The sequence below is a fragment of the Legionella sp. 16cNR16C genome, from assembly GCF_021297775.1.
GTDB classification, from domain to species: Bacteria; Pseudomonadota; Gammaproteobacteria; order Legionellales; family Legionellaceae; genus Legionella_C; species Legionella_C quinlivanii_A.
The window spans coordinates 636481-661546 of the sequence record NZ_JAJTMX010000003.1 but is presented as its reverse complement, the minus strand read 5'-3'; the positions used below and the strand labels follow the sequence as shown (position 1 = coordinate 661546).

Genomic DNA, 25066 nt, shown 5'->3' with positions numbered 1-25066 from the left:
TGTAAAATTACACCGATGAAAAGAAAAGTAGTTTACATAATTCTCGCAACCATTGGCATTTTTAGTAGCGCGCTGGGTTTTTTACCCCAGAAAAAGTTGCAAGCTCCATCGCTGAATGCTTTGGTAAGCGAAATCCCATCCATACCATACACCAATAACTCTGGGCATTTACCCCTTATCAAAGCGCCTTTGGCCAAAGCGATGGTTAATCAAAAACCCGCTGCCCCAATGGTAGTTAATCAGCTGACACTTAAACAAATTCCCTATTACGAGCTGCCAGGCTGGCAGGAAGCGGATGTTAAGAAGTCCTTGTTTGCTTTCAGAAAATCCTGCGAAACATTTCTGAAAAAAGATCCTGATCATCCAGTGGGTTCAAAGCAAATTAATTTAAAAGCTGAAGACTGGCAGCCGGCGTGTAAAGCTGCGCTATCCATGAATAATGTCTATGAAGAAGAAGCCAGACAATTTTTTGAAAAATGGTTTTACCCCATCGAATTTGGTAAGAAAAAGCCTGGCAAAGGTGTTTTTACCGGCTATTACACACCGCAGGTTAAAGGCAGCCTGACTCGCTCTAAAGTCTACAATACGCCTATTTATGGAATGCCGGCCAAGCGAAGCGCTTCTTATACCCGTGAACAAATTGATAAAGGGGTTTTAAACCATAAAGCTCCTGTTATTGCCTGGATCAACAGCCCTGTAGATCGCTTATTTCTGGAAATTGAAGGAGCTGCTGTTGTCAGACTAAAGAACGGTAAAGATCTCTATCTTAGCTATGCAGGGGAAAATGGAGCGCCTTATACGTCAATTGGCAGCGTTCTAATCAAAAAAGGCATTATGAATAAAGATAATGCGTCCAAGACAGCTATTAAGCACTATCTGTCAAATAATCCCGGAAAAGTAAACCCAATTCTTCACCAGAACAAATCCTTTGTCTTTTTCCAGAACCTGAAAAAACCAGCGGCACTGGGTGCCCAGGGAATGGCTTTAACACCGGGTTATTCCCTGGCAATCGATCGTCAATGGATTCCGCTGGGCGCTCCCCTCTGGCTGGTTACCAAAGTTCCTGTACAAAATGAGCCGCAGAAGCAATTTAAACGCCTGATGATTGCTCAGGATACGGGAGGCGCTATTCGTGGATTGGTACGAGGCGATATTTACTGGGGAGCCAGTAAGAAAGCCGCTTATCTTGGCGAGCACATGAAGAATCAGGGCCGCTATTGGCTTTTATTACCTAAACATGCCATTCATAAAATTCAGTACAATTATTTCTCGCCTAAAATAAAACAGGTCATTCAGGCCGTTAAACGATGGCCTTCATGGATTAGACATTCGATTGGCTAACCCCCCCTCTCTAACTCTCACTCCCATTAAGTTAAGGAGTTATGTCATTCCCGCGAAAGGCGGGAATCCATTCCTCAGTCGGCATTGTAGCTAGCTCAGAAATGGATCCCCGCCTTTCGCGGGGATGACAGTTCAATAGACAGTTGAGCTTAACTAAGGAAAATAATATCCCTATTTCTTCTATTACTTAGACCATCTTACTTAGTTACCATCTGGTAACTAATTGACTGATTAATAAAACATTTATACTCTCATTAACGATTTCAACAAACAGGAGAGTTCCATGAAAGAAGCTATTATCAATAAGATTATTCAAGCGAAACTGGCAAGTATTAGTAAAGGATGGTGTGGGCCTGGCACCTGTGCTGGCTAGGAATAGCGCATGCACCATGTTAAAAAATGGTGCATGCAAAAATTAAGGAAGAGTATTATGCGTATGCCAGAATTGAATGTACTGATCAATTATAAAAATAATAAAATTATTTCCCGATACACCAGAGACTATCCTGAAGCAGTCTTACAGGCAGAAGATGCATTGAAAGAATTGATGAAATATATCTGGCTTTGCCTGAAACACAAAGCAGAAAAGCAGATGAATCCGAACAATGATTTATTAAATTTTTCCTGTGTCATTCATTCGGAAATGTCGGATATTGATAACATGTGGCACACTTTCCTCTTATTCACTAAAGATTATCAGCATTTCTGCAATGAATACCTGAACGGTGATTTCTTTCACCATGAACCGATCATCGCAGAAGAAAATATAAGCAGCGACAATTATGAACGGGAACTCTCAGATTATTTATCTTATATCTATGATAATTTGGGTGAGGAGACGTTGCTTAAATGGTTTAAACAATAGCTAGAGCTTCCTTGTTTCATCAAACTGACTGCTGGAAAGCATTATTGCCTCCATATTAGACTCAGTCCACTCCCTTAAAGTTCCAAGAATTTTACCTAATTCATTCCCTAATGCAGTTAATGAATACTCCACTTTTAGAGGGAGAACAGGAAAGGATTGTCTGGCTACAAAACCAAGGCGCTCCAATTTGATTAGAGTCTGAGTAAGCATTTTGGGAGAAATTCCCTCAAGCTTTCGTTTTAATTCCCCGAACCGACAAGTTCCATCCAGTAAACAGTTAATTATCAAAATTGACCATTTGTCACTGATTTTTTCAAAGACATTTCTTGATGGGCATTGTTCACTATAGATTGAGAATTTTTGCTGCAGAGACATAGGCGACAACTTCCTTATCAAGCTGGGTCAGTTGGGCCATAAAGCCCAACCAACAGCTAAAAGTTTTACTTCTGAGGAACTTCCATTGGCGGTGCCGAAGGTCGGACTTCACCATATAGATTAGGATACAAAGCAGAAGAAGGATTATAAGCATAAAGCGTTGGCTCATTAGACGCTGCCAAACCCTGCTGAGGAGCTTGTTGCTGAGCACCGAAGAAACCAGCTCCGCCCGTGTGCTGATGCGGATATTGATTGGAATATTCAGCGTATTGCTGTGACGGATAGCCATAGAAGCTGCCGGGATGACTGTGCATTCGAGGAGACTCCAGAGTATAAATGCGCCCATCCAGCTCAAACACCCGATCTACACCGTTGCGCAAACGACTTATTTTTTCGAGGAAAACATCCTGATCACGCAAATAATCGTCCTGGGTAGGTTTAGCGTAAAGAAGAGTATCATCACGAAACGCTGCGATTCGCTTCTCGATTTGTGTAAACACATGCTTTAAAGCATTTTCAACTGAATCTGGGTTCAATCCTTTCCTAACTAAATCAAGTTTTTCTTCATTAGTCAGGCCATGCAGATGCATGAGATTTTTGATTTTGTCGCCTATTTTTACATAAATCAAACGCCCAGCCCGCAAGTCTCTGATTGTATTTAAAAGCGCGTCACTTTCACGGCCCGCTTCAGTAAACCATCGCGCCCAGATGGAAGGAATTTTTTTATGATTTGATCCAGAATGTTTCTTATCAAGAGCTGCCATTTCATGTCGTACTGCGATAATCGCCTGAGTGACCTCAAATGGATCGATACCCTTTGAAAGCAATTTACCAGTCTCTTCATCAGTTAATTCAGCACGAATCCGAAATGGATCAGCGCGGTCAGCGGCATGCGGATTGTTTTTATTAATGTAATATTCCTGAATGGCATTGGTTATAAAAGCAGCCCCTGCAGCCCCCAGAATAGTCATGACGACGATTCCGGTAATTGCTATACCGATAGGATTGCTAATTCCTGCAGTAAACGCCAGCCACATTAAGGGAGTAGATAACAGAAAAGTACCTACAGCAGCACCAACCGCAGCACCAGCAAGCATACTGGCCAGAGAAATAGTCGCTTGCAGCCATCCTTCATTGAAAAGCATACGTTCAACATTACTGCATATTTTTTGCAGCAGATAATATAGAGCAATAAAAGTTAATACTGCAGCAATGGCAGCTAATAATATTAGCAAAAGCATTGCCCAGGCTTCACCATTATTTTCATGATCATGATTATAATGACCACAGCAACCATCCATACCACCATGATGGTTATGATGATTCAGCATGGCGTCCCACATTAACCAGGTAAACAGAAAATCATTGTGACGTGCATAGTAACAATCGTATTTATGATGGTGATCATAGTGCACATTGATTTGCAGAAATACAGGATAGGATGAGGATGCATAGTTAAAATAATGTCTGCGATAGTCATCGTCTAACTTGGCAAATTGAGGAAGAGAATTACAAAATGAGTATAGAACACGAAAGACTTTATTTTTTTCCTCTGAAGGAAGGGTATACCAGGGACTGTTTGGGGCATTCACAGCTTGATAAACACGTCTGGCCAATTCAGAGAAAATTTGCTGCTGGTCCATTCGTGGATAACTGTGGTTTTTAAGTTGCTCGTAATCTCCTGATAAATTCAAATACAACTTCGCCATATCATTATTGGTAAATACCGCCATAAACTTACCTCACATTGCGAGTAAACTTTAGCCTAAGATAAAATACTCCTCCCTGGTTTCGTATCTCGGGTATTGTTTATAGGTTAATGTTTGTCAACCTTGGCCTTGGCAACCAGTTGATTGACATAAAGATCGTAATCCATTAATCCATAATTTGCTTCTATTTGCTGCGCCAAACTGGCTTGTTGTTCTTTATCCAAATTCTTTAGTTTGCCATCAGAAATCTTTTTTAAACGAACGATTACAAAATCACCATTCATTAATTTTCTACCATCGACACTATTCGGCTTGGCCAGGCTGAAAGCAAGATCATTAATCATTGCTTCGGCTTTGTCAGTATCACGAGTGGCATTATCAATTTCTTGCCATTTTAACTGATTTGCGGCGATGAGCTTCTCATCTTCAGAGGAGTCCAGCTTGGTAGATAACAGATTAGTACCTAATGCTTTGGCCTTATTCGTTGCATTTTCCAAAGCGAGGCGTTCGATTATTTCATCGCGAACCGCATTCAGAGGTTTTTCACTGGCGGCTGTATGTTTTTTAACACGCAAGACAATCACACTATCACTATCCAACTGAATTGGTTCGCTATTATTCCCCAACTCCATAACATCATGGCTAAACGCAGTATTAACGATCTGTTTATTCTTGCCAATTTCTGTATCATCTCCGCCCCGTGTTAATGGCTCAGATTTCTCAATAGTCAATTTTAATTCCTCAGCCACAGGCGATAAGGAATCAGGGCTTTGATAGCTTAAGTCAGTGAGTTGTTCCAATAATTGTGCATAACGGGCTTGTGATAACTCGGTTATCAATTGATCGGCAATCTGCGCTTTGACTTGTTCAAAAGGTTTTAACTGCGCAGGTTTGTAATCAATTAATTTGAAAATTTCAAAACCGTTTCCGCTGCGAAAGGGAGCTGAGATCTGTCCTGGAGTCGTTAAATCAGAGAGGGCTTTATCAAACTGGGTGTGCCCTGCAACTATCCAGGGTAAAACACCCTCATTCTTGATTGATAACTTGTCGGCAGACATTGTCTTAACCCATTGCGAAAACTGCGTTGGATTATTTTGCAGTGCCTGGTAAGCTTCCTCTGCATTTTGTTTAACCTGTTCAGCCGCTTCATCAGAGGAATCCGCGGGGATGGCAAACAGAATATGGGCTACCTTCCACTGAGCGGGGGTCAGAAAGTTGTTCTGGTTTTCTTCGTAGTAGCGTTTGACCTCTTCATCATTAATTTTCAGGTTTTTACGAACATCCTGCATTGAAAGACGGACATAGTTAATAACTACTTTTTCTGGTGCGATAAATTCTTTTTTATGACTGTTATAATAAGTCTCTATCTGATCATTGGTAATTTGAGATTTATCCATGAACAGCTTGGTAGAAATTTGCAGGTAATCGTAATCCCTGGTTTGCATGTATAGCTTCACAAAACGCTTCACTTCACTGGGCAAGGCAAATGCAGTACCGATAAAAGCAAAACGCTGCTGATTGAGCAGCATTCCCTGACGGACTTCCTTTTGGAAAGACTCTGGAGTAAACATGGCTCCGCTTAAAGCCTGCTGGTAGCGCTCAGCCGAAAAATGACCGTCCTGCTGGAACTGTGGGATACTCTGAATTGCAGCATTCGCCTGCTCGATACTGACTCCAAAGCCAGCGGCCTGTGCGGCTTGTACTGTAACTTCATTCATCACCATCCCGTCCAGTACTTCTTTTTTCAATGCCACATCACTTTCAGTAGACATTTCGGACGGATCGCGTTGCTGACGGGCACGTCGATAGTTGAGTTCAAAGGCTTGTTTGCTAATGGGCTGATCATTTACCGTTACTTCTGCGTCAGAAGCCTGGTGTGATTGCATGTAGTAGTCGACCCCGAATAATGTAAATGTTACGGCAATCAGAATTATAACTATCCAGGCCACAAGACCTTGTATACGTTCGTTCAGCTTCTGCAACATTATTGGAGTTCCATTTTTGATAGTTTACAAGAAATTAATACGCTAAAAACAGATAAAAAAAACGCGCCATACGGCGCGTTAATTTGGCGGAGTGGACGGGGCTCGAACCCGCGACCCCCGGCGTGACAGGCCGGTATTCTGACCAACTGAACTACCACTCCAATTCTTGGTGGGTGCTGCAGGGATCGAACCTGCGACCCTCGCCTTGTAAGGGCGATGCTCTCCCAGCTGAGCTAAGCACCCGAAAACTTACGCTTCTTGTACAGCCTCTTTAAGAGATTTGCCTGCTTTGAACTTGGCAACTCTTGACGCTTTAATCTCAATTTGTTCGCCAGTTTGTGGATTTCTTCCAACACGGGCAGAACGGTTACCAGTTGAAAAAGATCCGAATCCTGGTAAAACCACCTGATCACCACTTTTCAGTGCATCAATAATGGTAGACATAAACACTTCAAGAACTCGTCCAGCGTCGGCTTTAGTAACACCAGAACCGCTTGCAATTGCTTCTACCAATTCAGTTTTGTTCATCTTTTCCCCTATCAGTTATTCATCCTTCCATGAGGCGAATTTAATCAGATTCTTATGCCCCAGTCAAGCAGTCACTTCCTTGGGTTGCCCGCCAGTAGCGGACAACGGAGTGAACTATACTCGGTATTAATGGGTATGTAAATCCTTATTTTCATTTTTTTTTGCAGTTTTTTCAGAAACCACATCTTTGGCTTCTGAATTCTCAGAATCTGGTGCTGCAGCAAGAGGACTACGCTGCAATGCCAGCTCTAAAACCTGCTCTATAGTCTTCACAGGATGAATGCTTAACTTCTTCAGGACATTATCAGGGATTTCTTCAAGATCCTTGCGATTTTCCTCAGGAATAATGACATGCTTGATACCCCCACGATGAGCTGCCAGGAGCTTCTCTTTCAATCCGCCTATTGGAAGCACCTGCCCCCGCAGGGTAATCTCTCCAGTCATAGCAACATCAGCCCGGACAGGAATATGAGTAACCACCGAGACCAGAGCCGTACACATTCCAATACCTGCGCTGGGTCCATCTTTTGGAGTAGCCCCTTCTGGTACATGCACATGAAAGTCATTCTTGTCATAAAAGTCATCGGGAACGCCAAACGATTTCGCCCTGCTTCTGACTACTGTCATTGCAGCATGAATCGATTCCTGCATCACCTCGCCCAACTGACCGGTATGAGTTGTTTTTCCTTTGCCAGGCATCATAGACGCTTCAATTGTCAGCAGTTCCCCGCCCACACTGGTCCAGGCCAGGCCAGTTACCTGTCCGACCTGATCAAACTCCTCAGCAAGTCCATAACGGAACTTCTTAACCCCAAGATATTTTTCAATATTGGTTTTTGAAACCGTTATTTTTTTTGTTTTCTTATTGCTGAGAATATCTTTAACTACCTTACGGCAAATACTGGCGATATCGCGCTCCAGATTACGCACCCCAGCTTCTCGAGTATAGTGACGGATTATCTCGCGCACTGCACCTTCATTAATAGTTAACTCACTTTCTTTAAGACCATTAAGAATAGTCTGTTTGGGGATAAGATAAGTTTCAGCGATATTTATCTTTTCATCTTCGGTATAGCCGGCAAGACGAATCACCTCCATCCGATCAAGTAAAGGTGCAGGAATTTCCAATGAGTTGGCTGTGGCGATAAACATGACATCACTCAAATCATAATCCACTTCCAGATAATGATCGCTAAAGGTGTGATTCTGTTCGGGATCAAGCACTTCCAGCAAGGCGGATGCCGGGTCGCCACGGAAATCCATTGCCATTTTATCGACTTCATCAAGCATAATCAGCGGATTTTTGACCCCTGCCTTACATAGTTTCTGAATGATTTTTCCAGGCATGGAACCAATATAGGTGCGGCGATGTCCTCTGATTTCAGCTTCATCCCGAACGCCTCCCAGGGCGATACGGATGAATGTTCTTCCTGTCGCATTTGCTATCGACTGTCCAAGAGAAGTTTTACCAACCCCAGGAGGTCCAACCAGACAAAGAATAGGTCCTTTCATTCGTTTAACCCGCTGCTGTACTGCCAGGTATTCAATGATGCGCTCTTTGACCTTCTCAAGACCATAATGTTCTTTATTCAACAAGTTTTCAGCTTTGCGCAGGTCAAATTGAATTTTATTTTTACGTTTCCAGGGAACGCTTAACATCCAGTCCAGATAGTTGCGAATGACTGTAGCCTCAGCCGACATAGGCGACATCATTTTTAACTTGTGCAATTCCGATAAGGATTTTTCTTTGGCTTCTTTGGGCATTCCGGCTTTCTTGATAGAGTTTTCAAGCTGCTCTATTTCGCTTCCTTCCTCGCCCATTTCACCTAATTCTTTTTGTATCGCCTTCATCTGCTCATTGAGATAATACTCTCTTTGGCTTTTTTCCATCTGGCGTTTCACGCGGCCGCGAACTCGTTTTTCAACCTGCAGCAAATCGATCTCGCCTTCGATTGCTCCCATTAAGCGCTCAAGGCGTGTGCCAATCACTAATGTTTCTAAAAGATCCTGTTTATCATCGACTTTTAAGGTTAGATGAGCAGCAATGGTGTCTGCCAGGCGGCCCGGCTCTTCAATACCAGCCAGAGAACTGAGTACTTCAGGCGGTATCTTTTTATTTAACTTAATATACTGCTCGAATTGTGACATCAATGAGCGCATTAATATTTCAATTTCCTGAGGATCAACTTCCCCAACGACTTCTTCAACCTCTTCAAGTCGGGCTTCAAGAAAACCCTGTTCTTGCTTATATTCTTTGACACGTGAACGTTTCTCGCCTTCTACAAGAACTTTCACAGTACCATCGGGTAGTTTAAGAAGCTGTAGGACACTCGCAACGGTACCAATATTGTAAACATCAGCTGGCGACGGGTCATCGTTGGATGATTTGCGCTGGGCAACCAGAAAAATCTGTTTGTTATCAACCATTGCAGCTTCCAATGCCTTGATTGATTTTTCCCGCCCGACAAATAATGGAATCACCATATGGGGATACACTACGACATCTCTAAGAGGCAGGACTGGCAGAAAAGAGAACTCATCATTCTCCGGGGATGGCATCAGTTCGTTTTCACTTGACATAATAAGCCCTTATTCAGACTACAATCCGTTTATTCCCTTGGCCTGCAGAATTTGCAGCCGCTGGAAAATACAATTTAAATCTTCTGAATCTAATACTAACATTCTATGCAGGCTAGCAGATAGCTTTTGAAACATCAGGTCGTATTTACCCGCCTGGTTCGTATGGATTAAGGAAGTTGAAGCATGAACCATGCCATCAACCTGCTTAATTGACAAGTATGAAGCTGGCGTTTGCCAACTCCATACTCAGGAATTAATCTCCCCCACCAGCAGCAGAGTGCTTATCGTCTCTCTCTTCAAAAATCATAAGCGGTTTATTAGTGTTGCCGACTACACTCTCGTCTACAACAACCTTTTTGATTCCCTCGAGTGACGGTAATTCATACATGGTGTCTAAAAGAAGATTTTCAAGGATCGTTCTTAAACCACGAGCACCAATTTTTCGCTCCAATGCTTTTTTAGCGATTTGCCGTAAAGCGTCATCACGAAATTCAAGCTCAACTGACTCCATTTTGAACAGAGCTTGAAATTGCTTGGTTAAAGCATTCTTTGGACGAGTCAGGATATCAACCAGGGCATCTTCATCCAGTTCATGCAGTGTTGTTACTACAGGAAGACGGCCAACGAACTCTGGTATTAATCCATACTTCACTAAATCTTCTGACTCAAGCCCATCCAGTATTTTCTCATTGACTTTGCTATCCTTGGAGTTTTTGAGCTGCGCGGCAAAGCCGATACCGGATTTATCGCTTCGATCACGAATTACTTTTTCCAGGCCAGCGAAGGCGCCTCCGCAAATGAACAATATGTTGGACGTATCAACCTGCAAAAATTCCTGTTGCGGATGTTTGCGTCCACCCTGTGGTGGTACTGAAGCGATTGTACCTTCAATCAGCTTAAGCAGTGCTTGCTGTACCCCTTCGCCAGAGACATCCCGGGTGATCGATGGATTATCTGATTTACGGGAAATTTTATCAATTTCATCAATGTAAACTATACCTTGCTGCGCTTTATCCACATCGTAATCGCATTTTTGCAATAACTTCTGGATAATATTCTCAACATCTTCACCTACATAGCCTGCTTCAGTCAAAGTAGTAGCATCTGCGATGGTGAATGGAACATTGAGTAATCGGGCAAGTGTTTGAGCAAGCAAGGTTTTGCCGCTGCCTGTCGGGCCTATCAGCAGAATGTTACTTTTACCCAGTTCAACACCATCCTGTGGCTTGTGCTGCAAACGCTTGTAATGATTATATACAGCAACAGACAGCACCTTTTTTGCATGAGGCTGTCCTATGACATATTCATCAAGAAACTTTGAAATTTCCTTTGGTGTCGGCAAATGGGTTTCGGTATCCTCAATTGTCTCCTGCGTTTCTTCACGAATGATATCATTACATAATTCAACACATTCATCGCATACAAAAACCGAAGGACCTGCGATTAATTTTTTTACCTCATGCTGGCTTTTGCCGCAAAATGAGCAATATAAAACTTTTTCACCATCACCTTTACCGGTTTTACTCATCAACAAACCCTCTCGTGCCGATTCCTCATAAGGAATGCAATTTTAAATTTATTGGAATTGACCTCAAAACAATTTTTGCTGCCAAACTCTCTTATCTATATCCTGTATAGTGCTCCGCATGACTATCCTCAACTTCGCCTGTGACATGATAATTGACAGAACCTAGTAAAATTTTAGACAATCAATAAAAATAAGCCAAGTGGATAATGGCCTCTTTTTAAGAGGCCATTGAGTCAAGAGTCCTGAACTCTGAATTATTCTGCAGTTGTAAATGCATTACGATCGTAAAGCACTTTGTCTATTAATCCATATTCTTTGGCTTGAGACGCACTCATGAAGTTATCCCTTTCCGTATCACGCATGATTTGATCAGGCGTTTTGCCGGTATGCTTTGCCATGATGCTGTTTAAACGCTCACGTACAGCCAGCGTTTCACGGGCATGGATTTCGATATCAGTCGCCTGACCACGGTATCCGCCTAAGGGCTGATGTATCATTACCCTGGAATTGGGCAAGCAGAAGCGCTTGCCGTCAGCGCCGGCACAAAGCAACAAAGCAGCTGCACTGGCAGCCTGGCCAATACAGAGAGTGCTTACATCCGGTTTAATAAACTGCATCGTGTCATAAATTGCCAAGCCAGCTGTAACAACGCCTCCAGGCGAATTGATATACAGATAAATATCTTTATCCGGGTTCTCTGATTCAAGAAAGAGGAGCTGCGCCACTACCAGGTTAGCCATATGGTCTTCAACTTCACCTAATAGAAAAATAATGCGATCTTTCAAAAGTCTTGAGTAAATATCATAGGAGCGCTCTCCTCTTGACGTTTGCTCAATAACCATTGGAACCAGGCCGCTGGCATTTCTAATCAGGTTATCGGGATGACCTGCCATTTATCACTCTCCTTTCTCTGTGTTTTCCTTTTTGGGATTCATGACTTCATCGTAGCTCATTGATTTTTCGATGAGTTTAGCGTTTTCACTAATTTTTTCTGCAACCATTTCTTCCATAACAAGGGCTTCAACCTCAGCAGTACGTTCCTTGCTATTTCGGTACCAGTTACGTAACTCGTCCGGGTTTTCGTAAGCACTGGCAAATTTTTCAATCATCGCATCAACACGATCTTTATCCGCTTTTAATTCATGTGCCTTGACGTATTCTGAGAATAACAGACCCAAATGAACGCGGCGTTTAGCTTGCTCTTCAAATAATTCTCTTGGAAAGTCAGGAATCTTTTCATTCTCATGATGCGCATGCCCAAAAAGGCGATGATACATATCATGTTTAAGATGTTCGATTTCCTGATCAATCAGAGCTGCAGGTAAATCGAAGCTATTAACAGACATCAATTGATTGAAAATACGCTCGCGATTAGTAGCGCTGACGCGACGCTCCAGCTCACGGGTCATATTTTCCCGAATGTCTTTTTTGAGTGCGTCGACACCGCCTTCCTTAATGCCAAACTTTTCAGCAAAAGCATCGTCCAGTGCAGGCTGTTCACCTTCCCACACATTATGGATGGTGATTTGGAATACGGCATCTTTGCCGGCTAATTCTTTGTGGCCGTAGTCTTCAGGGAAGGCAACCTTAATATCAAAGGACTTGCCAATTTCGCCGCCGATAATTCCTTGTTCAAAACCAGGAATCATAGAACCGGAACCAAGAACAATTTCGTATTTCTCAGCACTGCCGCCTTCAAAAGGCTGATCATCAATGAAGCCTTTGAAATCGATACTGACTTTGTCTCCCTCTGCAGCAGCACGAGAAACATCTTTCCAAACTTTGTTTTGATCCCGTAACTTGCTAATCATTTCATCAACATCAGCATCACTGATCACTGACTTAATAATTTCAATTTCCTGGCCGTTCAGCTCAGTAATTTTAATTTCAGGGAATACTTCAAAAGTTGCGGTGAATTTAAAGTCTTTACCTTCTTCGAGCTCTTCTGGCTCAACATAGGGAGAACCGGCTGGAACCAACTCATTGCTTTTCAAGGCTTCATATAGAGTTGATTGCACCATCTCACGGGCAACTTCTTCACGAACACCCTTTGAGAAGCGGCTCTTGACTACATCCATAGGGACTTTTCCTGGTCGAAAACCGGCAACTTTGGCTTTACGTGCAAGATCACGCAAACGCGATTTGACCTCATCTTCAACTTTTTCGGTAGGTACGCTAACGGTAATCTTACGCTCCAGACCATTCAGGGCTTCAACAGAAATTTGCATCTAGTCACCTCTTGGATATTTTTGTCATGTAATGGTGCGAAAGGAGAGACTCGAACTCTCACGGGTTACCCCACTGGAACCTAAATCCAGCGCGTCTACCAGTTCCGCCACTTTCGCAAAACAGGGTGGAATTATCGAACAGTATGACTTGGTTGTAAAGACTCGAGATGCGAATCTTTAGACTTTGGATTCTGAATATAGCCAAAAAATTGTTTCGACTATATATTATAGCCGTTTTTCAGCATAATCTACTTAACCAACTCAGACTCATTGATGTTTTAAAATGGGGTGAACGATGGGACTCGAACCCACGACAACCGGGATCACAACCCGGGGCTCTACCAACTGAGCTACGCTCACCATATCGGAATACTGCACAAAGGCTGGCACGCCCGGCAGGATTCGAACCTGCTACCCTCGGCTTAGAAGGCCGATGCTCTATCCAGATGAGCTACGGGCGCAAATATATTGGTCGGGGTGGAGGGATTCGAACCCCCGACATTCTGCTCCCAAAGCAGACGCGCTACCAGACTGCGCTACACCCCGCAAACCCGTCCTAGGACAGAGCGCAGATAATACCGCTTGCTTTTCCTAAGGTCAATATATTCGAGAACTAATTTTTTATTGATTGAAAAATCCATAGATTAAGTGAACCAATTCAACCCAAACTGTCTTTGATTCAAATATATAGATCATTTTTAGATCCCGCTCTCAATTCCTGATAAACAGGCAATGATAACTCACAAATTCAAATTGCCAGCCGAATGACGCTAAGTTAACATAAATCAGGAATGCTTTCGGGTTTAAGTCATGAAAAAACTGTTGTTGCCGCTGTTCGATAGCCTGGATCAATTAAGTAAGAATTCAGATCACGTCATACTGCCTTCTCCAGACTGTTATGCCGATTTCATCCATGTATTAAATTTTTTAAGAAGTTATTGCGGCAGCCTGGGCACATTTAATAGTTATCGGAGAGAAGCCGAGCGTCTTTTGCAGTGGTGCTGGTTAGTCAGAGATTGCCGCTTGCCGCAATTAAAACGAGAAGACATTGAAGCCTTTATACGATTTTGCCAGCATCCTCCTGCAAGCTGGATTAGTCTGAAAAAAGTTCCTCGATTCATTGAAAAAGAAGGTAAACGACAGCCCAATAACGAATGGCGTCCATTTGTAGCAACTGTCAGTAAGCTGGCTCGCAAACAGGGACATGAGCCTGCTATCAATCAGTTCTCATTATCTCAGGGTGCTATTCAGGAAATTTTCGCAATTTTAAGTACTTTATTTAATTTCTTAATTGCAGAAGAATACTTATTTTCCAATCCAGTTGCCTTAATCCGCCAGAAAAGCAAATTTATCCGCAAAAGGCAGCAAAATGCGCCGGTAAGAAGACTTAGCCTCTTGCAGTGGCAGGCGGTGCTGGATGCTGCCGAGACTTTAGCCGCAGATAATCCTGAAAAACATGAACGCACTCGCTTTATCCTAAGCATGCTTTTTGGAATGTATTTGCGTATTTCAGAGCTTGCCGCAAGTGATCGCTGGGTTCCTAGCATGAATGATTTCAGCAAGGATAGTAATGGATTCTGGTGGTTCACAACCATCGGAAAGGGTAACAAAGAGCGTCAGGTGGCGGTAAGTGATGCAATGCTGGATAGTCTGAGCCGCTGGAGGCGCTTTTTAGGTTTAAGCAATCTCCCCACTCCCGCCGATAATACGCCTCTGATCCCCAAAATACGCGGTAATGGCCCTATGACCGACACTGCCCCCCTCCGTCGTCTCGTCCAGACTTGCTTTGATCTCGCTGCTGAAAAGCTGCGCCGCGATCATTTTATAGAAGAGGCCGATGGTTTAGGAGCGGCCACCGTGCATTGGCTTCGTCACACCGGTATTTCTGAAGACGTTAAAATTCGGCCACGGGAACATGTGCGAGACGATGCCGGTCACAGTTCAAGTGCAACAACCGATCGCTATATTGATATTGAAAAGGCAGAGCGTTATCGCTCGGCGAAAAAGAAACTTATAGAGCCCTGTGATTAAACCTTGAGTTTAAAATCAACCCTCTCTCAACTTGGGAGAGTGATCTTCTTGAATTGATGCCTAGGCCGCAACTACTACAGTTTGTGATGGAATGGTATAAATAGATGTGGTGTTGGTTGTATTTGACGTACCATTCGTTATCCCAACATTGCAGGCAGGCAATCCATTGAGTAACACATTCGGCAGACCTGTGAGTGGCTGAAACACTCCCTGTGTGGTTCCTGACTTTACTCCGCCCTCTTTGCCAGGCTCATCACCCGTTGAGATACTGATAGAGGTAAGGATATTGCAACTGGGCGCCATCAAGATCAATATTTCCGGAACGAAACCTATACTGTTTAACCAGGTCGCAATGTTAGGAAATGGTGTTGGAATCTCAGGCGGAACGAGGCAAACATCCGTGTTTCCCGTTGTTGTAACCGAACCGCCCCACATACATGCCATAGTCATACTATTTACCCCAAATGAATTTGCCTGGCTTTTATTTTTGCGTCGTCTTCTGTGATGATTGTCAGTTCGCCGCAATCCAGTCGATAGTTCTTTTTTACCCTGCTTCGTAAACGCCCCAACACCTGATGCTCCAAATCCTCTACCCATTGGAAAAGGCGAATAGTCTGCAGATTCAAGGTGTCGCAGATTTTTTCAATGGTTTTGGCAATGAATTTCAACCTTTCAAAATGAAAACTGCATTCTTGTCCCTCAAGCCGACTGTGTTGCAAATTCAGGCGGGCTTTTTCAGAATTTATTGCCAACTCAGTGGAATTTAAACCAATTGAAGACGCATTAACTTCAAGCCCATGCTGCATATTGATGCATGCATGATTTTCACTTCTTCGATTCAAAATCGCTAAAACATAAACCTCTTCCTCCCCCAGATAAGCCATGATTTCATCATCAGCCAAGGGCTCCAACAGGCAGGAAAACGCTTTTTTGGCTTTAATGGTGGAGTTGCTAAATGAAAATTTTAAATGAAAATTATCGCCTTCGATAAATTTTATCGTAGCGGGATAACATCCGCCGGTACCGGCCAATCGCATTATTTCATTTTCTTTTAACATAGTGCTCTCCTCGTCCGGATTTATGCCGATATAAAATAAAAGAATCCAGTCCTCTCAGTAACTCTCCGCTCGAAGTCATGGAAGGGAGACGTTTTGATCTTAAACCTTAAATCATGTGCTCCACTGTTCTGCTCTCAATAAATCCGGATCGGTTTTTTTCATATACTCACCGCTTTTAATATTCCAGTTCACCTGATGCTCTCTGGTGTCATGTAAGGATGCGCTGTTCATTTCCGATTGTGAAAAATCGCAATGACTAAGCTGACTATAATTAAACCTGGCAGCGTTTAAGGAACTGTGCTGAAAATCACAGTCCTTAATAATTGCAGATTCAAAGTTAGCATTGTTTAATTGGCAGCGATTAAAAAGACAATCGTCTATTGTCGCACTGATAAAATTAGCGGTATTTAATTGGGCCTGGCTAAAATCCACAGCGGTTATTTTCGCTTCCTGAAAAACAGCAGCATAAAAAGTTAATTTCTCCAGTGAGAGCTGGTTAAGTGTCGCTTGCAGGCAATTGATATGCCTGATATCCGCAGGATCCTGGAAAGCGACTTTATCAATTTTCGCTTTAATCAGTAAGCAGTGAAAAAAGTTGCATTGTTTAAAATGTACACTGGAAAGCCTGCTACCGGTAAAGTTACAGGCAGTCATATCGACCTTTAAAAAATTTCCACGTTCAAACGACGCCTCAGTTGCTGTTGAGCGCGACCATTGTATATTTTGCATTTGTACAGCAATTAATCGGCATTGTGAAAAACTGCTTTGACTTAAATCACTATTAAGGAATTGACAGTTCTCCAATACCTCTGCCTTGAAATCACTTAGCGCAAGATTGGAATCACTGATAATTAGTCCATCAATCTTGTTCTGGTTAAATACGGCACTTTTCCAATCACTATGTACAACATGGACCTTGTTGAATGTGCAGGCAGTGAATGTATTGATAGTCATCTCGACTTTCTCGAAATACACCTCATCAAAGCGGCAATTCTCAAAAATAGCAGCCTTGAATTTTATATTTTTAAAAGCACATTTCTTGAAATGACTGTTTAGAAAGATGGGTCTGAATATATCCAGTTCCTTAATTAAAGTACCATCAAAGGTCTGATCTTCAATTACTTTTCGTTCTGACAATGCGTTCTTTAACTGAGCTAAATCCATTACTAGCCTTCTATTTTGTCAAAATAACTTTGCTGTTCAAGACAATGCTGTTTTTGAGTGTCAATTAATGTGCAACTATTAAAGGTAGTTCCATATAAATTAGAACGATTAAATTCGGACTCAATAAAACGGGTTTGATCAAAAGTTGCCTGAAGCAAATTGGTATTTTTAAAATCAACCCTCTTCATTTCACTGCCTGAAACTCGTATTTTCCGGGCGTTACATTGGGTGAGTTCTGAGTTAAGCCAAATAGTATCAGTGACATGCATGTTTTCCATACTACAGGCTGACCAGGAAATATTTTCAAAATGGCCGCCTAGTAAAGCTGCCTTTTTTAGATCTGTATTAATGAATTTTGTTTTACTAATTATTGTTTCTGTATTGGTACGCCAGTTTTTCATATTTGAGTGGGCAATTCGGCAATTTATTATTGTGGAGCCAGCAAATGTTGCCTTCTCCAAATCGCAATGTAAAAATCTGCTTTTCTCGAAATGAGAATTGGTCAGTTCAAAAGAGGTTAATTCGCAATAATCGAAGAGACAATTACTCAATTTACAATCTCTCATCACCATTAATTTGGCTTTCAGTCGATTGATGCTGATACCTTCAAATTGGCTATGTCGACAATCTGTATAAGCCCAATCAGCTTCTGATAGTTCGGCATGGTCAAACACACAGCGTTCTAAATGGCTGTATTTCAGAATGGATTGATTCAAATTGCAGGTTTTTAGGGAGCAGTCATTCATTATCAAACCCTCAGCGTTTAAGCAGGTTAATTTACACTGTCCAAAGCTGGATTTGTTAATTTTTGTATAATAAAAAATGGCTTGTGTGAAATTGCAGTTTTTAAGCTCGCAATCAGCCAACTCAGCTTTTGAAAAATTCGCAAGCTTCGCTTCCACATTACATAATGAGCAATCTTTAACATAGGCAGCAGTAAGATTGGCGCCCAGCAAATCTGTTTGATCTAGCCGGGTACGTATTAAAGTGGCCTGCTCAAGTTTAGCCTTATTTAATTTGGTATTGACAAGCAAACAATGGCTCAAATTACAGCCGGTTAAATCAATCCCTGACAAATCCAGTTCAGACAAGTCAATACCAGCCAGATTTTCATATTTAAGATCCGTCTTTTCCTGATAAGCCCTGATAACATCATCTCGCGTGTACACTGAGGGGCTGGCTGTTTCAAAACGGTATTGCGCCATTTTTCCTGTGGAATCTAACATGCCAAGCCGTTTTTCCAATATAACCGCTTCATCCAGCAGTTTCTGTTTCTCCTTGCTGGAGTGGTTCCCATTAGCAATCTCTTCTTTATATTTGGATATATAGGTAAATAATTGTTTGGTCGCCTGAGGAGATGGCTGCGACTCATTCAATTTTAAATGGTTAATCGTTTGTTTGGAAAAAGCTTTTGCCGCAGTAATTTTTGCCTGTGGCGATAATCCGTCCAGTAGAGTAGCTAGCTTCACGCGAAGCTTCGCTGATTCGGGATCGTCGTCTTTTTGAATCCGTATCTTCTTCAGCTGTTCAGCGAGATCATCAGCAACATCTTGTCGTGGAGGGCTTTTCTCCCGAGGCGAAGAAGCAGGAAGAGGGAGTGCACCAGTCGGGTTTTTTAAACGCTTGGAATAGTAAGCAAGTGTTTTTTTTGGTTCATCGAGCGCTTCATGAACACTGTGAAGGAAAGCTGGCTTTTTACCCTGAATCAAATCAATCTGTCCATGCCATATTAAAATCCCCTTTTCAAACTCTGGTATAAACCATACAGTATCAAGATTAAGAGAGACCTCCTCAAGTTTTGCCTCTGGATTCTGATCTTGATAAAAACAGCGGGTACGCATACCGGGCAAATTGCCAGTCAGCAATTTTTTTCCTGGGTGCATATTTTTAATGCTGAAGCTTTCATCCCCTTTAAAATACCCATCACGTTGTTGATCAGGAAGCGCACGATTAAAATAAGTCCAGTCAATATTTTTGGGATAAAATGGCCTTTCATTTTCATACCATTCCCGATCAAAAGTTCCCAGCTTTGAATTATTGGCCTGAGAATCAGGTGAATACGGTAGAAGCAAAGCCGGTAAAGGCTTGTCTGTCTCATCTATAAACTGGGTATCAGGCAATTCTATATTGGGTAATTTATTGGACTGTTCAGAGTTACTGGAACTCCTGTCGCCTTTCCCGCGGGGGTTATAAATGTTGCCTTCTCCCCCAAATGCATTTTCATAGGATAAGGGCATGGTTTGAAATACAGCGGGTTGTGAAGCTTGTTTTACCAAGCCATTAATAATCCAGTAGCGATCACCAAAAACTAGTAGCTTTTTTTCAAGCGAGTCCAGAATCACTTCTACTTCAGATCGACGTGTCTCAGGATTATAGGCAAAACAACTACCCTTCACAAAATACTCGGCCCTAAGCTTTGGAAGATAGAAATCAAGCATTTCATTGTCTGAAAAATTCTTTTTAGCAATGGTCCAGAACTCCTGAAAGCTCAGGAATACTTTGGGTTGGCTGAAGGAGAACATGGCCATCAGGCTAACAGCCAGCTTATCTTTATTATCACGACGATAAAAAACAGGGATTAATGTATGAGTTGGATCACGTAGTATTTGCATTGCACTCTTTAAAGTTTACTTAATTCCAATACCATTTTTGAATCAATTCGAGCGACTCTATCAATAACCTGTTCAAATAAATCATCACTGATTTTATTTCTAATAGTCTTCATTCCCCGATACACCAGACTTAAGGCATCCAGTGTTAAAACAGAATCCCAGGTTCCCAGCTGATGTTTATCAATAATCTCAAGAATGAATAATAAATAAGGCCTGATGATTGTTCGATTTCCTGCTTTCAGTAACTCTTCGCAGATCGCCATATAAGCAGTCAACCGTACACGCTCGGAAACCGCTTGCTTGTTTATCTGTTCCAGCTGGACAATTTCGAGTTCTATATTTTTTCTACTGAATGCTTTACAAAGAGTTTTAATGTCATCAATTTGCTGTTGTTCAGCAGATGACAGATGACTCATTCGGTCGGTAAAACTCATTGAACTTGTTGTCCTTAATTCGTTTAGCTGATCTTGCGCCCAATCACTTAGAAAGGCACTGTTATTATTGAACTTTAATTTCTCAATGCCAGGAAAACGCTGGAGAAACTGAATAAATTCGCGTTTAACTACAGCGAATGCCTCTTCGTAACGTTCGCCGAGCTTTTTCAACATATCGAGACTGAGAATTTGCAGATCAAGCCAGAATGGCTCATCGGGAATAATTTCTTCAACCAATCTTAAAACTTCGAGAGGATCATTGCCGTCCTGAATCGTATTAATTCTTTTTACACTAAAAAAATCGGGGGGTGAAATGCTGGTTACTCCGTCTTCCACATCTGGCAGCACGGCAATGCTACCCCAGGCAGCGAGCCGGTTTAAATAATAGGGATAAGGGAGGGTCAAATCCGCTTTCATCAAATCGCGGGCTCCCCGAGTCAAGGTCAGAAAGCCTTGTTCAAGCGGCAAACTCTCATCTTGCTGAATGGTTTTGACGCTATCTTCCAACTTGACAGGTTTTTCCTCTTTTTGAGGTTCAACCATTTTAAAATCCAATTGGCGAAGGTACTCATTCAGCGTAGCTATCAGATTGTTGAACGACTCAAACTCAAGTTCCCGTTCGCTGAGAAAGTCTCTGATTTTGTTAAAATACTTGACCGATTGCTGAATATCCTTAACGTTGTCGACAGGCTTGATATATTGAATATAATTAAAACACTGGGAAGCATACCAGTTTAAGAAATTAACCTTAACACGAGGTCGGTCCTGAGGATGAGAGCTATCCCAATATCGTTCCAGCATATTGGTCAGAACATTCGCTCCAACTTTCAGACCTGGATATTGATACTGATGAAAAAGAGCATAGGCAAGATAACATGCAACCTGAAAATCCTTGGATTTTTCAATCAGCAAAAAAAGTGAATTGTTGCTGACAGTATTCCACTCAATGCCGCTGGACTGACCTGCACGTGATAGTTTTTGCATTTCATTACGCAGGCTGATGTATTTGTCATCGTCCTGACAGTTTGCCCCGGCGGGTTCACTATCTGTGATAGGCTTGGCGACTAATCCAGCGATTTGATCAAGTTCAAGCATATTATGACTCTTGTTCCCAACAATCAGTAATCACACGCGGGACTTTCACCACTTGATCCAACTTAACTTTATCCACCTTGATTTGTTTCAGGGCGGCCAAATATTGTCCAATTTGCCAGGTGACGTCGTCTGCTCCGCTTAAACTGTAGTAAACATGTATGGCATTGATTCGATTAGCCCTCAAATATTTCGCTTGATCCGGAAATAAACTTACAGGATAAGTTACAATGCCTTTACTATAATCCTGCAAAAATCTAAGAAAACCGTCATTACCGGCGTACTGGATAGTTAAGGTTGCCGCAGGAAAATAAATATCGATTTCAACCGGCCCACAAGACTCCAAAGTCCATTTGCGAATTGTTCTTTGGGATGGATAGTTGAAGTTTTCCAGTGAAACCATATCATCATTGCATTTGACATTAAGTACTGTTTTATAAGGCAAAGCGGTTGATCCCAACTGTAAATTAACTGGTTTGGCTCTGATGGTAATATCGGTGGGCAGTTTCGCATCCAGCTCTTTCTTAATTTTAACCAGGCTGTTATCACCAGTATCGAGATTTAATCCTGACTTCAGGAATTGGTAATACTCAGTGGAGAGAGGAAACTTGTGTTTTAATACATAAATGGGGACGAAGTTGTTGCCTACCTGCTTAATAAACGGTTTGGTGTATTTTTCATGGAAGGCATACACTACACTGGCTTTACCAAACAGCAGATCATTTAAGTCTTCCCCTTCAATTGTGGCTGTTCGCAAATACACTTCATCCAGCCATTTTTGCTGAATATAACAAGAGGCATAACGATTTGTATAATCAATATAGAAATCCAGGGGGCCACGCATCAATACCCAGAACGCATTGGTTTCATCCAGTTGATCATAATGATCCAGAGTGCGACGTATACCGAGTAATGCCTGATAGGCTTGAATTACATTGGAAGTATCTCTGCTCAGACTCGATTGGCTTTCATATAAACTCTTGGCACTTGCATAGGCTTTAACCGATTGAACAAAAGGTTTGGCATACAATTTTCTCAATAAGCCGCGGTAGGTCAGGAATGCTTTGGCAGCATCAACCTGATTGTCAAAACTCAACTTGTTACTGACTGCTTTAATTTCATCAGGCGAGGCATCATTGGGCACTGGCTGGATGGTCTGAGTTGTTTTCATTGTTTGCACAGGCTGATTGATTTGCGAAGGCCGCGCATTAAGTACTTCACCCCATTTTGCTAGAGTGTTGGACAGCTCTTTAAGTTGTACTCCTTCAGTGCTTTCATATTGGTAATTCAGCAAGCCCGCAAATTGATGAATCATCTCAATCCATCGCGGATTTTTAATGGATAATTTATGAGAAAATTCATTGTTAATACGGTCCATCAAACTGAAATAAACCCCATTGGGAGTCATCATATTATCGAAGGTTTGATCCCATTCAAACTGATAAGCCAGGGTCCTCTGCCCTTTTGAAAAATCAAAGGAAAACTGTTCCCATTTATTAACGCGATTTTCTTCGTACCAGACTTTGAAATTACTTTCCTGACGAGAAATGTCAATATAAACAGGCAGTGCATATTCAATTTGCTCCAGCAATTGCTGAATTGCCAGATCACCCTGAATGGTGAAGGCAGGTTGAATATCATACTCCCGTATGCTAATACTGCCCGGCCAGAAATCATTAAGACCAATGCTGTAAGCTCCTGGACGTGTATTACCCCATTCCACCAGCCAATGCAGATTTGAATTCAGATAACGAGAATCCTCAAGCCAGCGTAATAACTTAATCGATTCAAGTCGCAATCCCTCAGTATTAGAGTTCCAATAAATATAATCTTTATATAATACGCCAAACGCATTTTGTATGTCTTCAGAAATGTTGTTATAACCTAAATACCGTATTTCTGGATTAGGCATACTCATCAATGCTTGCCGATCAGAGCCACCCATTTTAGCCTGAACTGTATTTACCCGGGTTACCATGTTTTGTACCAGATACGCTTTCTCGCGATCTGAAACTGCATCACCCTGTCGCAGTAAGCTCAGAATCTTGGCATCCAGAATATCTAACGCATGTGATTTGAATTGTGTAACATAGAGATCAGCAAAAAAATCATACAGCCTGTCCAGTCCCCCCCTATAGGGAAGGATTTTTATTTGCCATTGATTTTTAAACCGATCTACAGCATTCATTAAAATATGAAACTCATTGAATTCAACCAGATTTGCCTCAAGACTGGTTCCATAAACTTCCTCCGCTGGTAACAACTGAACTAAATCAAGCAACCGCTTGGAAGTTTGTGTGTAAACATAATATAAATAGCCCGCTAATCCAAAACACGCCAAATACCAAAGTCCAAGTTTTATGTATTCACGTCTTTGCTGTCTAGCCATTTCACTTTTCAATGGCATCATCGGACACATGAGTCGAGTCTGTATCTTGTCAATCAAATCGTAGGCAAAGGCCTGGTCTTCCATTCCCTTATTGAAAATCGTTCCTGTCATGTAAACACCCAGTAACACCGGGGACTCACTGTAGGAGGTGGCTGAAAAAAATATTTCACTAAAGACCGTATATTGCTCTTTCAGATCACCAATAGACAAAGGAAAGCGGTATGCTTTCGAGTCAAATGATTTTTCGCGGTTAAACAGGATGATATCAATTACATCTTGTGCGCGCTCACTTAAATATTGGATAGGTTTGCTGGACGACGAATTGCGCATGGGATCATCTACCACATATCCCATCGCCTGATTCAGCATATTTTCAGGAATTATCTGTACATAGGAGTCAAACCCTTCCAAATGCTGACACTCTGTAATAATGAAGAGAACTTGTTGACGATATCCTGTTATATTGCTGACCTGATTAATTCGGTCTCTTAGAGAACGAGCATAAAAAGATAACTCGCCTTTATTACCACCTGTTAAAAGAGAAGCGGGGATTTCAACTACAATTTGCTGGACCGCTGGTTGTTTCTTTTTACCCTTTCGTATTGTTTCAAGAAAAGATTGCCATTGCCGTTCTATCTTTCTGGGAGTGTTGGTTTGAAGTAAAGTGTCATCAACATACCAGATAACATAATCTTCCAGGACTACTGCTTTATTTCGTTGCAGTTCGATATCATCAGTATCTCCAACACTGAAATGTGTATGGAGTTTGAACACATTCATTTGCGAGGCTTTAGGGCTACCAAAAAACAGAACCCAGGGCATATGCCAAAAACGCTTTACTCCTCCAGCCACTGAATTTTGATGAATGTAGTTAACCGCGTTTTGCAGAGTCAGGCTTAATCCGCCAGTCTCCACCTTTTCACCTACGGCTTTCTGTTTTTCATTTTTGCGGTTTCTCCACCATTTCTCCAAACCATAACTCATTGAAGTCAGAAGGTAAAAAACCAACGATATTCCGACAAAAATCAGCGGTCCCATCCAGATTGGAAAATCATGGCCTACTACCAGAAGCGTCGATAGGAAACCGAAGACTAGCAGCGTGACCATCCAGAAAATTGTTTGCCCGATTAACCTCATTTAATCTCTC

The 25066-nt window shown here is 42.0% G+C and carries 17 protein-coding genes and 6 tRNA genes; 3 read left to right on the top strand and 20 right to left on the bottom strand.

The window, feature by feature from the left end; all coding sequences use genetic code 11:
- Positions 1-15: 15 nt before the first annotated feature.
- Entirely contained in the window at positions 16-1341 is a 1326-nt protein-coding gene (locus tag LXA66_RS13060; RefSeq protein WP_233013494.1) for a murein transglycosylase A, read from the top strand.
- 430 nt (positions 1342-1771) lie between these two features.
- Positions 1772-2206, top strand: a complete 435-nt coding sequence (locus LXA66_RS13055; protein ID WP_233013493.1) for a hypothetical protein — start codon at positions 1772-1774, stop codon at positions 2204-2206.
- Here the strand turns inward: LXA66_RS13055 and LXA66_RS13050 are convergent, their stop codons facing one another.
- The 14 genes from LXA66_RS13050 to LXA66_RS12985 all read right to left on the bottom strand — a co-directional run bounded on the left by LXA66_RS13050 (position 2207) and on the right by LXA66_RS12985 (position 13685).
- Positions 2207-2581, bottom strand: coding sequence for a helix-turn-helix domain-containing protein (locus tag LXA66_RS13050; protein WP_233013492.1), 375 nt, complete (start codon positions 2579-2581; stop codon positions 2207-2209).
- Positions 2582-2646: 65 nt separating this feature from the next.
- Positions 2647-4314, bottom strand: a complete 1668-nt coding sequence (locus LXA66_RS13045) for a hypothetical protein (RefSeq protein ID WP_233013491.1) — start codon at positions 4312-4314, stop codon at positions 2647-2649.
- Between the two features lie 83 nt (positions 4315-4397).
- Complete coding sequence (locus LXA66_RS13040) at positions 4398-6275, bottom strand: SurA N-terminal domain-containing protein (protein ID WP_233013490.1); 1878 nt, start codon at positions 6273-6275, stop codon at positions 4398-4400.
- Between the two features lie 84 nt (positions 6276-6359).
- Positions 6360-6436 (bottom strand) — tRNA-Asp (locus tag LXA66_RS13035).
- A gap of 6 nt (positions 6437-6442) precedes the next feature.
- Positions 6443-6518 (bottom strand) — tRNA-Val (locus tag LXA66_RS13030).
- A gap of 6 nt (positions 6519-6524) precedes the next feature.
- A complete protein-coding gene (locus LXA66_RS13025; RefSeq protein ID WP_058507663.1) occupies positions 6525-6803 on the bottom strand; it encodes an HU family DNA-binding protein in 279 nt (92 codons plus the stop codon).
- A gap of 126 nt (positions 6804-6929) precedes the next feature.
- Positions 6930-9383, bottom strand: a complete 2454-nt coding sequence (lon, locus tag LXA66_RS13020) for an endopeptidase La (RefSeq protein WP_233013489.1) — start codon at positions 9381-9383, stop codon at positions 6930-6932.
- A 253-nt stretch (positions 9384-9636) separates the two neighbouring features.
- The gene (gene clpX, locus LXA66_RS13015) at positions 9637-10911 is read right to left on the bottom strand and encodes an ATP-dependent Clp protease ATP-binding subunit ClpX (protein ID WP_133140085.1); all 1275 of its coding nucleotides are present in this window, start codon (positions 10909-10911) and stop codon (positions 9637-9639) included.
- A 254-nt stretch (positions 10912-11165) separates the two neighbouring features.
- A complete protein-coding gene (gene clpP, locus LXA66_RS13010; protein WP_058507666.1) occupies positions 11166-11804 on the bottom strand; it encodes an ATP-dependent Clp endopeptidase proteolytic subunit ClpP in 639 nt (212 codons plus the stop codon).
- A gap of 3 nt (positions 11805-11807) precedes the next feature.
- Positions 11808-13139 carry a trigger factor gene (tig, locus tag LXA66_RS13005; protein ID WP_233013487.1) on the bottom strand — a complete coding sequence of 444 codons (1332 nt, stop codon included), beginning with the start codon at positions 13137-13139 and terminating at the stop codon, positions 11808-11810.
- A 32-nt stretch (positions 13140-13171) separates the two neighbouring features.
- A tRNA-Leu gene (locus tag LXA66_RS13000) sits at positions 13172-13256 on the bottom strand.
- Between the two features lie 167 nt (positions 13257-13423).
- A tRNA-His gene (locus tag LXA66_RS12995) sits at positions 13424-13499 on the bottom strand.
- Positions 13500-13523: 24 nt separating this feature from the next.
- A tRNA-Arg gene (locus tag LXA66_RS12990) sits at positions 13524-13600 on the bottom strand.
- 8 nt (positions 13601-13608) lie between these two features.
- Positions 13609-13685: transfer RNA gene (locus LXA66_RS12985), tRNA-Pro, on the bottom strand.
- A 264-nt stretch (positions 13686-13949) separates the two neighbouring features.
- Between LXA66_RS12985 and LXA66_RS12980 the strand changes: the two genes are divergently transcribed.
- A complete protein-coding gene (locus tag LXA66_RS12980; protein ID WP_233013486.1) occupies positions 13950-15170 on the top strand; it encodes a site-specific integrase in 1221 nt (406 codons plus the stop codon).
- A gap of 60 nt (positions 15171-15230) precedes the next feature.
- Here LXA66_RS12980 and LXA66_RS12975 read toward each other — a convergent pair whose 3' ends face one another.
- The 6 genes from LXA66_RS12975 to LXA66_RS12950 form a co-directional block, all read right to left on the bottom strand.
- Positions 15231-15620: a PAAR-like domain-containing protein gene (locus LXA66_RS12975; protein WP_133140088.1), complete on the bottom strand. Its 390-nt coding sequence runs from the start codon at positions 15618-15620 to the stop codon at positions 15231-15233.
- Positions 15621-15625: 5 nt separating this feature from the next.
- Positions 15626-16228 carry a DUF3540 domain-containing protein gene (locus tag LXA66_RS12970; protein WP_133140089.1) on the bottom strand — a complete coding sequence of 201 codons (603 nt, stop codon included), beginning with the start codon at positions 16226-16228 and terminating at the stop codon, positions 15626-15628.
- Between the two features lie 111 nt (positions 16229-16339).
- Complete coding sequence (locus LXA66_RS12965) at positions 16340-17392, bottom strand: pentapeptide repeat-containing protein (RefSeq protein WP_233013485.1); 1053 nt, start codon at positions 17390-17392, stop codon at positions 16340-16342.
- Positions 17393-17394: 2 nt separating this feature from the next.
- On the bottom strand, positions 17395-20004 hold the full coding sequence (locus tag LXA66_RS12960; protein WP_233013484.1) for a DUF2169 domain-containing protein: 2610 nt from the start codon (positions 20002-20004) through the stop codon (positions 17395-17397).
- 8 nt (positions 20005-20012) lie between these two features.
- Complete coding sequence (locus tag LXA66_RS12955; protein WP_233013483.1) at positions 20013-21533, bottom strand: TssA family type VI secretion system protein; 1521 nt, start codon at positions 21531-21533, stop codon at positions 20013-20015.
- A gap of 1 nt (position 21534) precedes the next feature.
- The gene (locus LXA66_RS12950; protein ID WP_233013482.1) at positions 21535-25056 is read right to left on the bottom strand and encodes a type VI secretion system protein; all 3522 of its coding nucleotides are present in this window, start codon (positions 25054-25056) and stop codon (positions 21535-21537) included.
- Positions 25057-25066: the final 10 nt, after the last annotated feature.

What these genes read in the sequence shown, in the direction of transcription:
- tig (WP_233013487.1), bottom strand. Translation starts at nt 13,139, where the DNA reads ATGCAAATTTCTGTTGAAGCCCTGAATGGTCTGGAGCGTAAGATTACC.
- LXA66_RS12980 (WP_233013486.1), top strand. Translation starts at nt 13,950, where the DNA reads ATGAAAAAACTGTTGTTGCCGCTGTTCGATAGCCTGGATCAATTAAGT.
- LXA66_RS13055 (WP_233013493.1), top strand. Translation starts at nt 1,772, where the DNA reads ATGCGTATGCCAGAATTGAATGTACTGATCAATTATAAAAATAATAAA.
- LXA66_RS13040 (WP_233013490.1), bottom strand. Translation starts at nt 6,275, where the DNA reads ATGTTGCAGAAGCTGAACGAACGTATACAAGGTCTTGTGGCCTGGATA.
- lon (WP_233013489.1), bottom strand. Translation starts at nt 9,383, where the DNA reads ATGTCAAGTGAAAACGAACTGATGCCATCCCCGGAGAATGATGAGTTC.
- LXA66_RS12975 (WP_133140088.1), bottom strand. Translation starts at nt 15,620, where the DNA reads ATGACTATGGCATGTATGTGGGGCGGTTCGGTTACAACAACGGGAAAC.
- LXA66_RS12965 (WP_233013485.1), bottom strand. Translation starts at nt 17,392, where the DNA reads ATGGATTTAGCTCAGTTAAAGAACGCATTGTCAGAACGAAAAGTAATT.
- LXA66_RS12950 (WP_233013482.1), bottom strand. Translation starts at nt 25,056, where the DNA reads ATGAGGTTAATCGGGCAAACAATTTTCTGGATGGTCACGCTGCTAGTC.
- LXA66_RS12955 (WP_233013483.1), bottom strand. Translation starts at nt 21,533, where the DNA reads ATGCTTGAACTTGATCAAATCGCTGGATTAGTCGCCAAGCCTATCACA.
- LXA66_RS13045 (WP_233013491.1), bottom strand. Translation starts at nt 4,314, where the DNA reads ATGGCGGTATTTACCAATAATGATATGGCGAAGTTGTATTTGAATTTA.
- LXA66_RS12960 (WP_233013484.1), bottom strand. Translation starts at nt 20,004, where the DNA reads ATGCAAATACTACGTGATCCAACTCATACATTAATCCCTGTTTTTTAT.
- LXA66_RS12970 (WP_133140089.1), bottom strand. Translation starts at nt 16,228, where the DNA reads ATGTTAAAAGAAAATGAAATAATGCGATTGGCCGGTACCGGCGGATGT.
- clpP (WP_058507666.1), bottom strand. Translation starts at nt 11,804, where the DNA reads ATGGCAGGTCATCCCGATAACCTGATTAGAAATGCCAGCGGCCTGGTT.
- clpX (WP_133140085.1), bottom strand. Translation starts at nt 10,911, where the DNA reads ATGAGTAAAACCGGTAAAGGTGATGGTGAAAAAGTTTTATATTGCTCA.
- LXA66_RS13025 (WP_058507663.1), bottom strand. Translation starts at nt 6,803, where the DNA reads ATGAACAAAACTGAATTGGTAGAAGCAATTGCAAGCGGTTCTGGTGTT.
- LXA66_RS13060 (WP_233013494.1), top strand. Translation starts at nt 16, where the DNA reads ATGAAAAGAAAAGTAGTTTACATAATTCTCGCAACCATTGGCATTTTT.
- LXA66_RS13050 (WP_233013492.1), bottom strand. Translation starts at nt 2,581, where the DNA reads ATGTCTCTGCAGCAAAAATTCTCAATCTATAGTGAACAATGCCCATCA.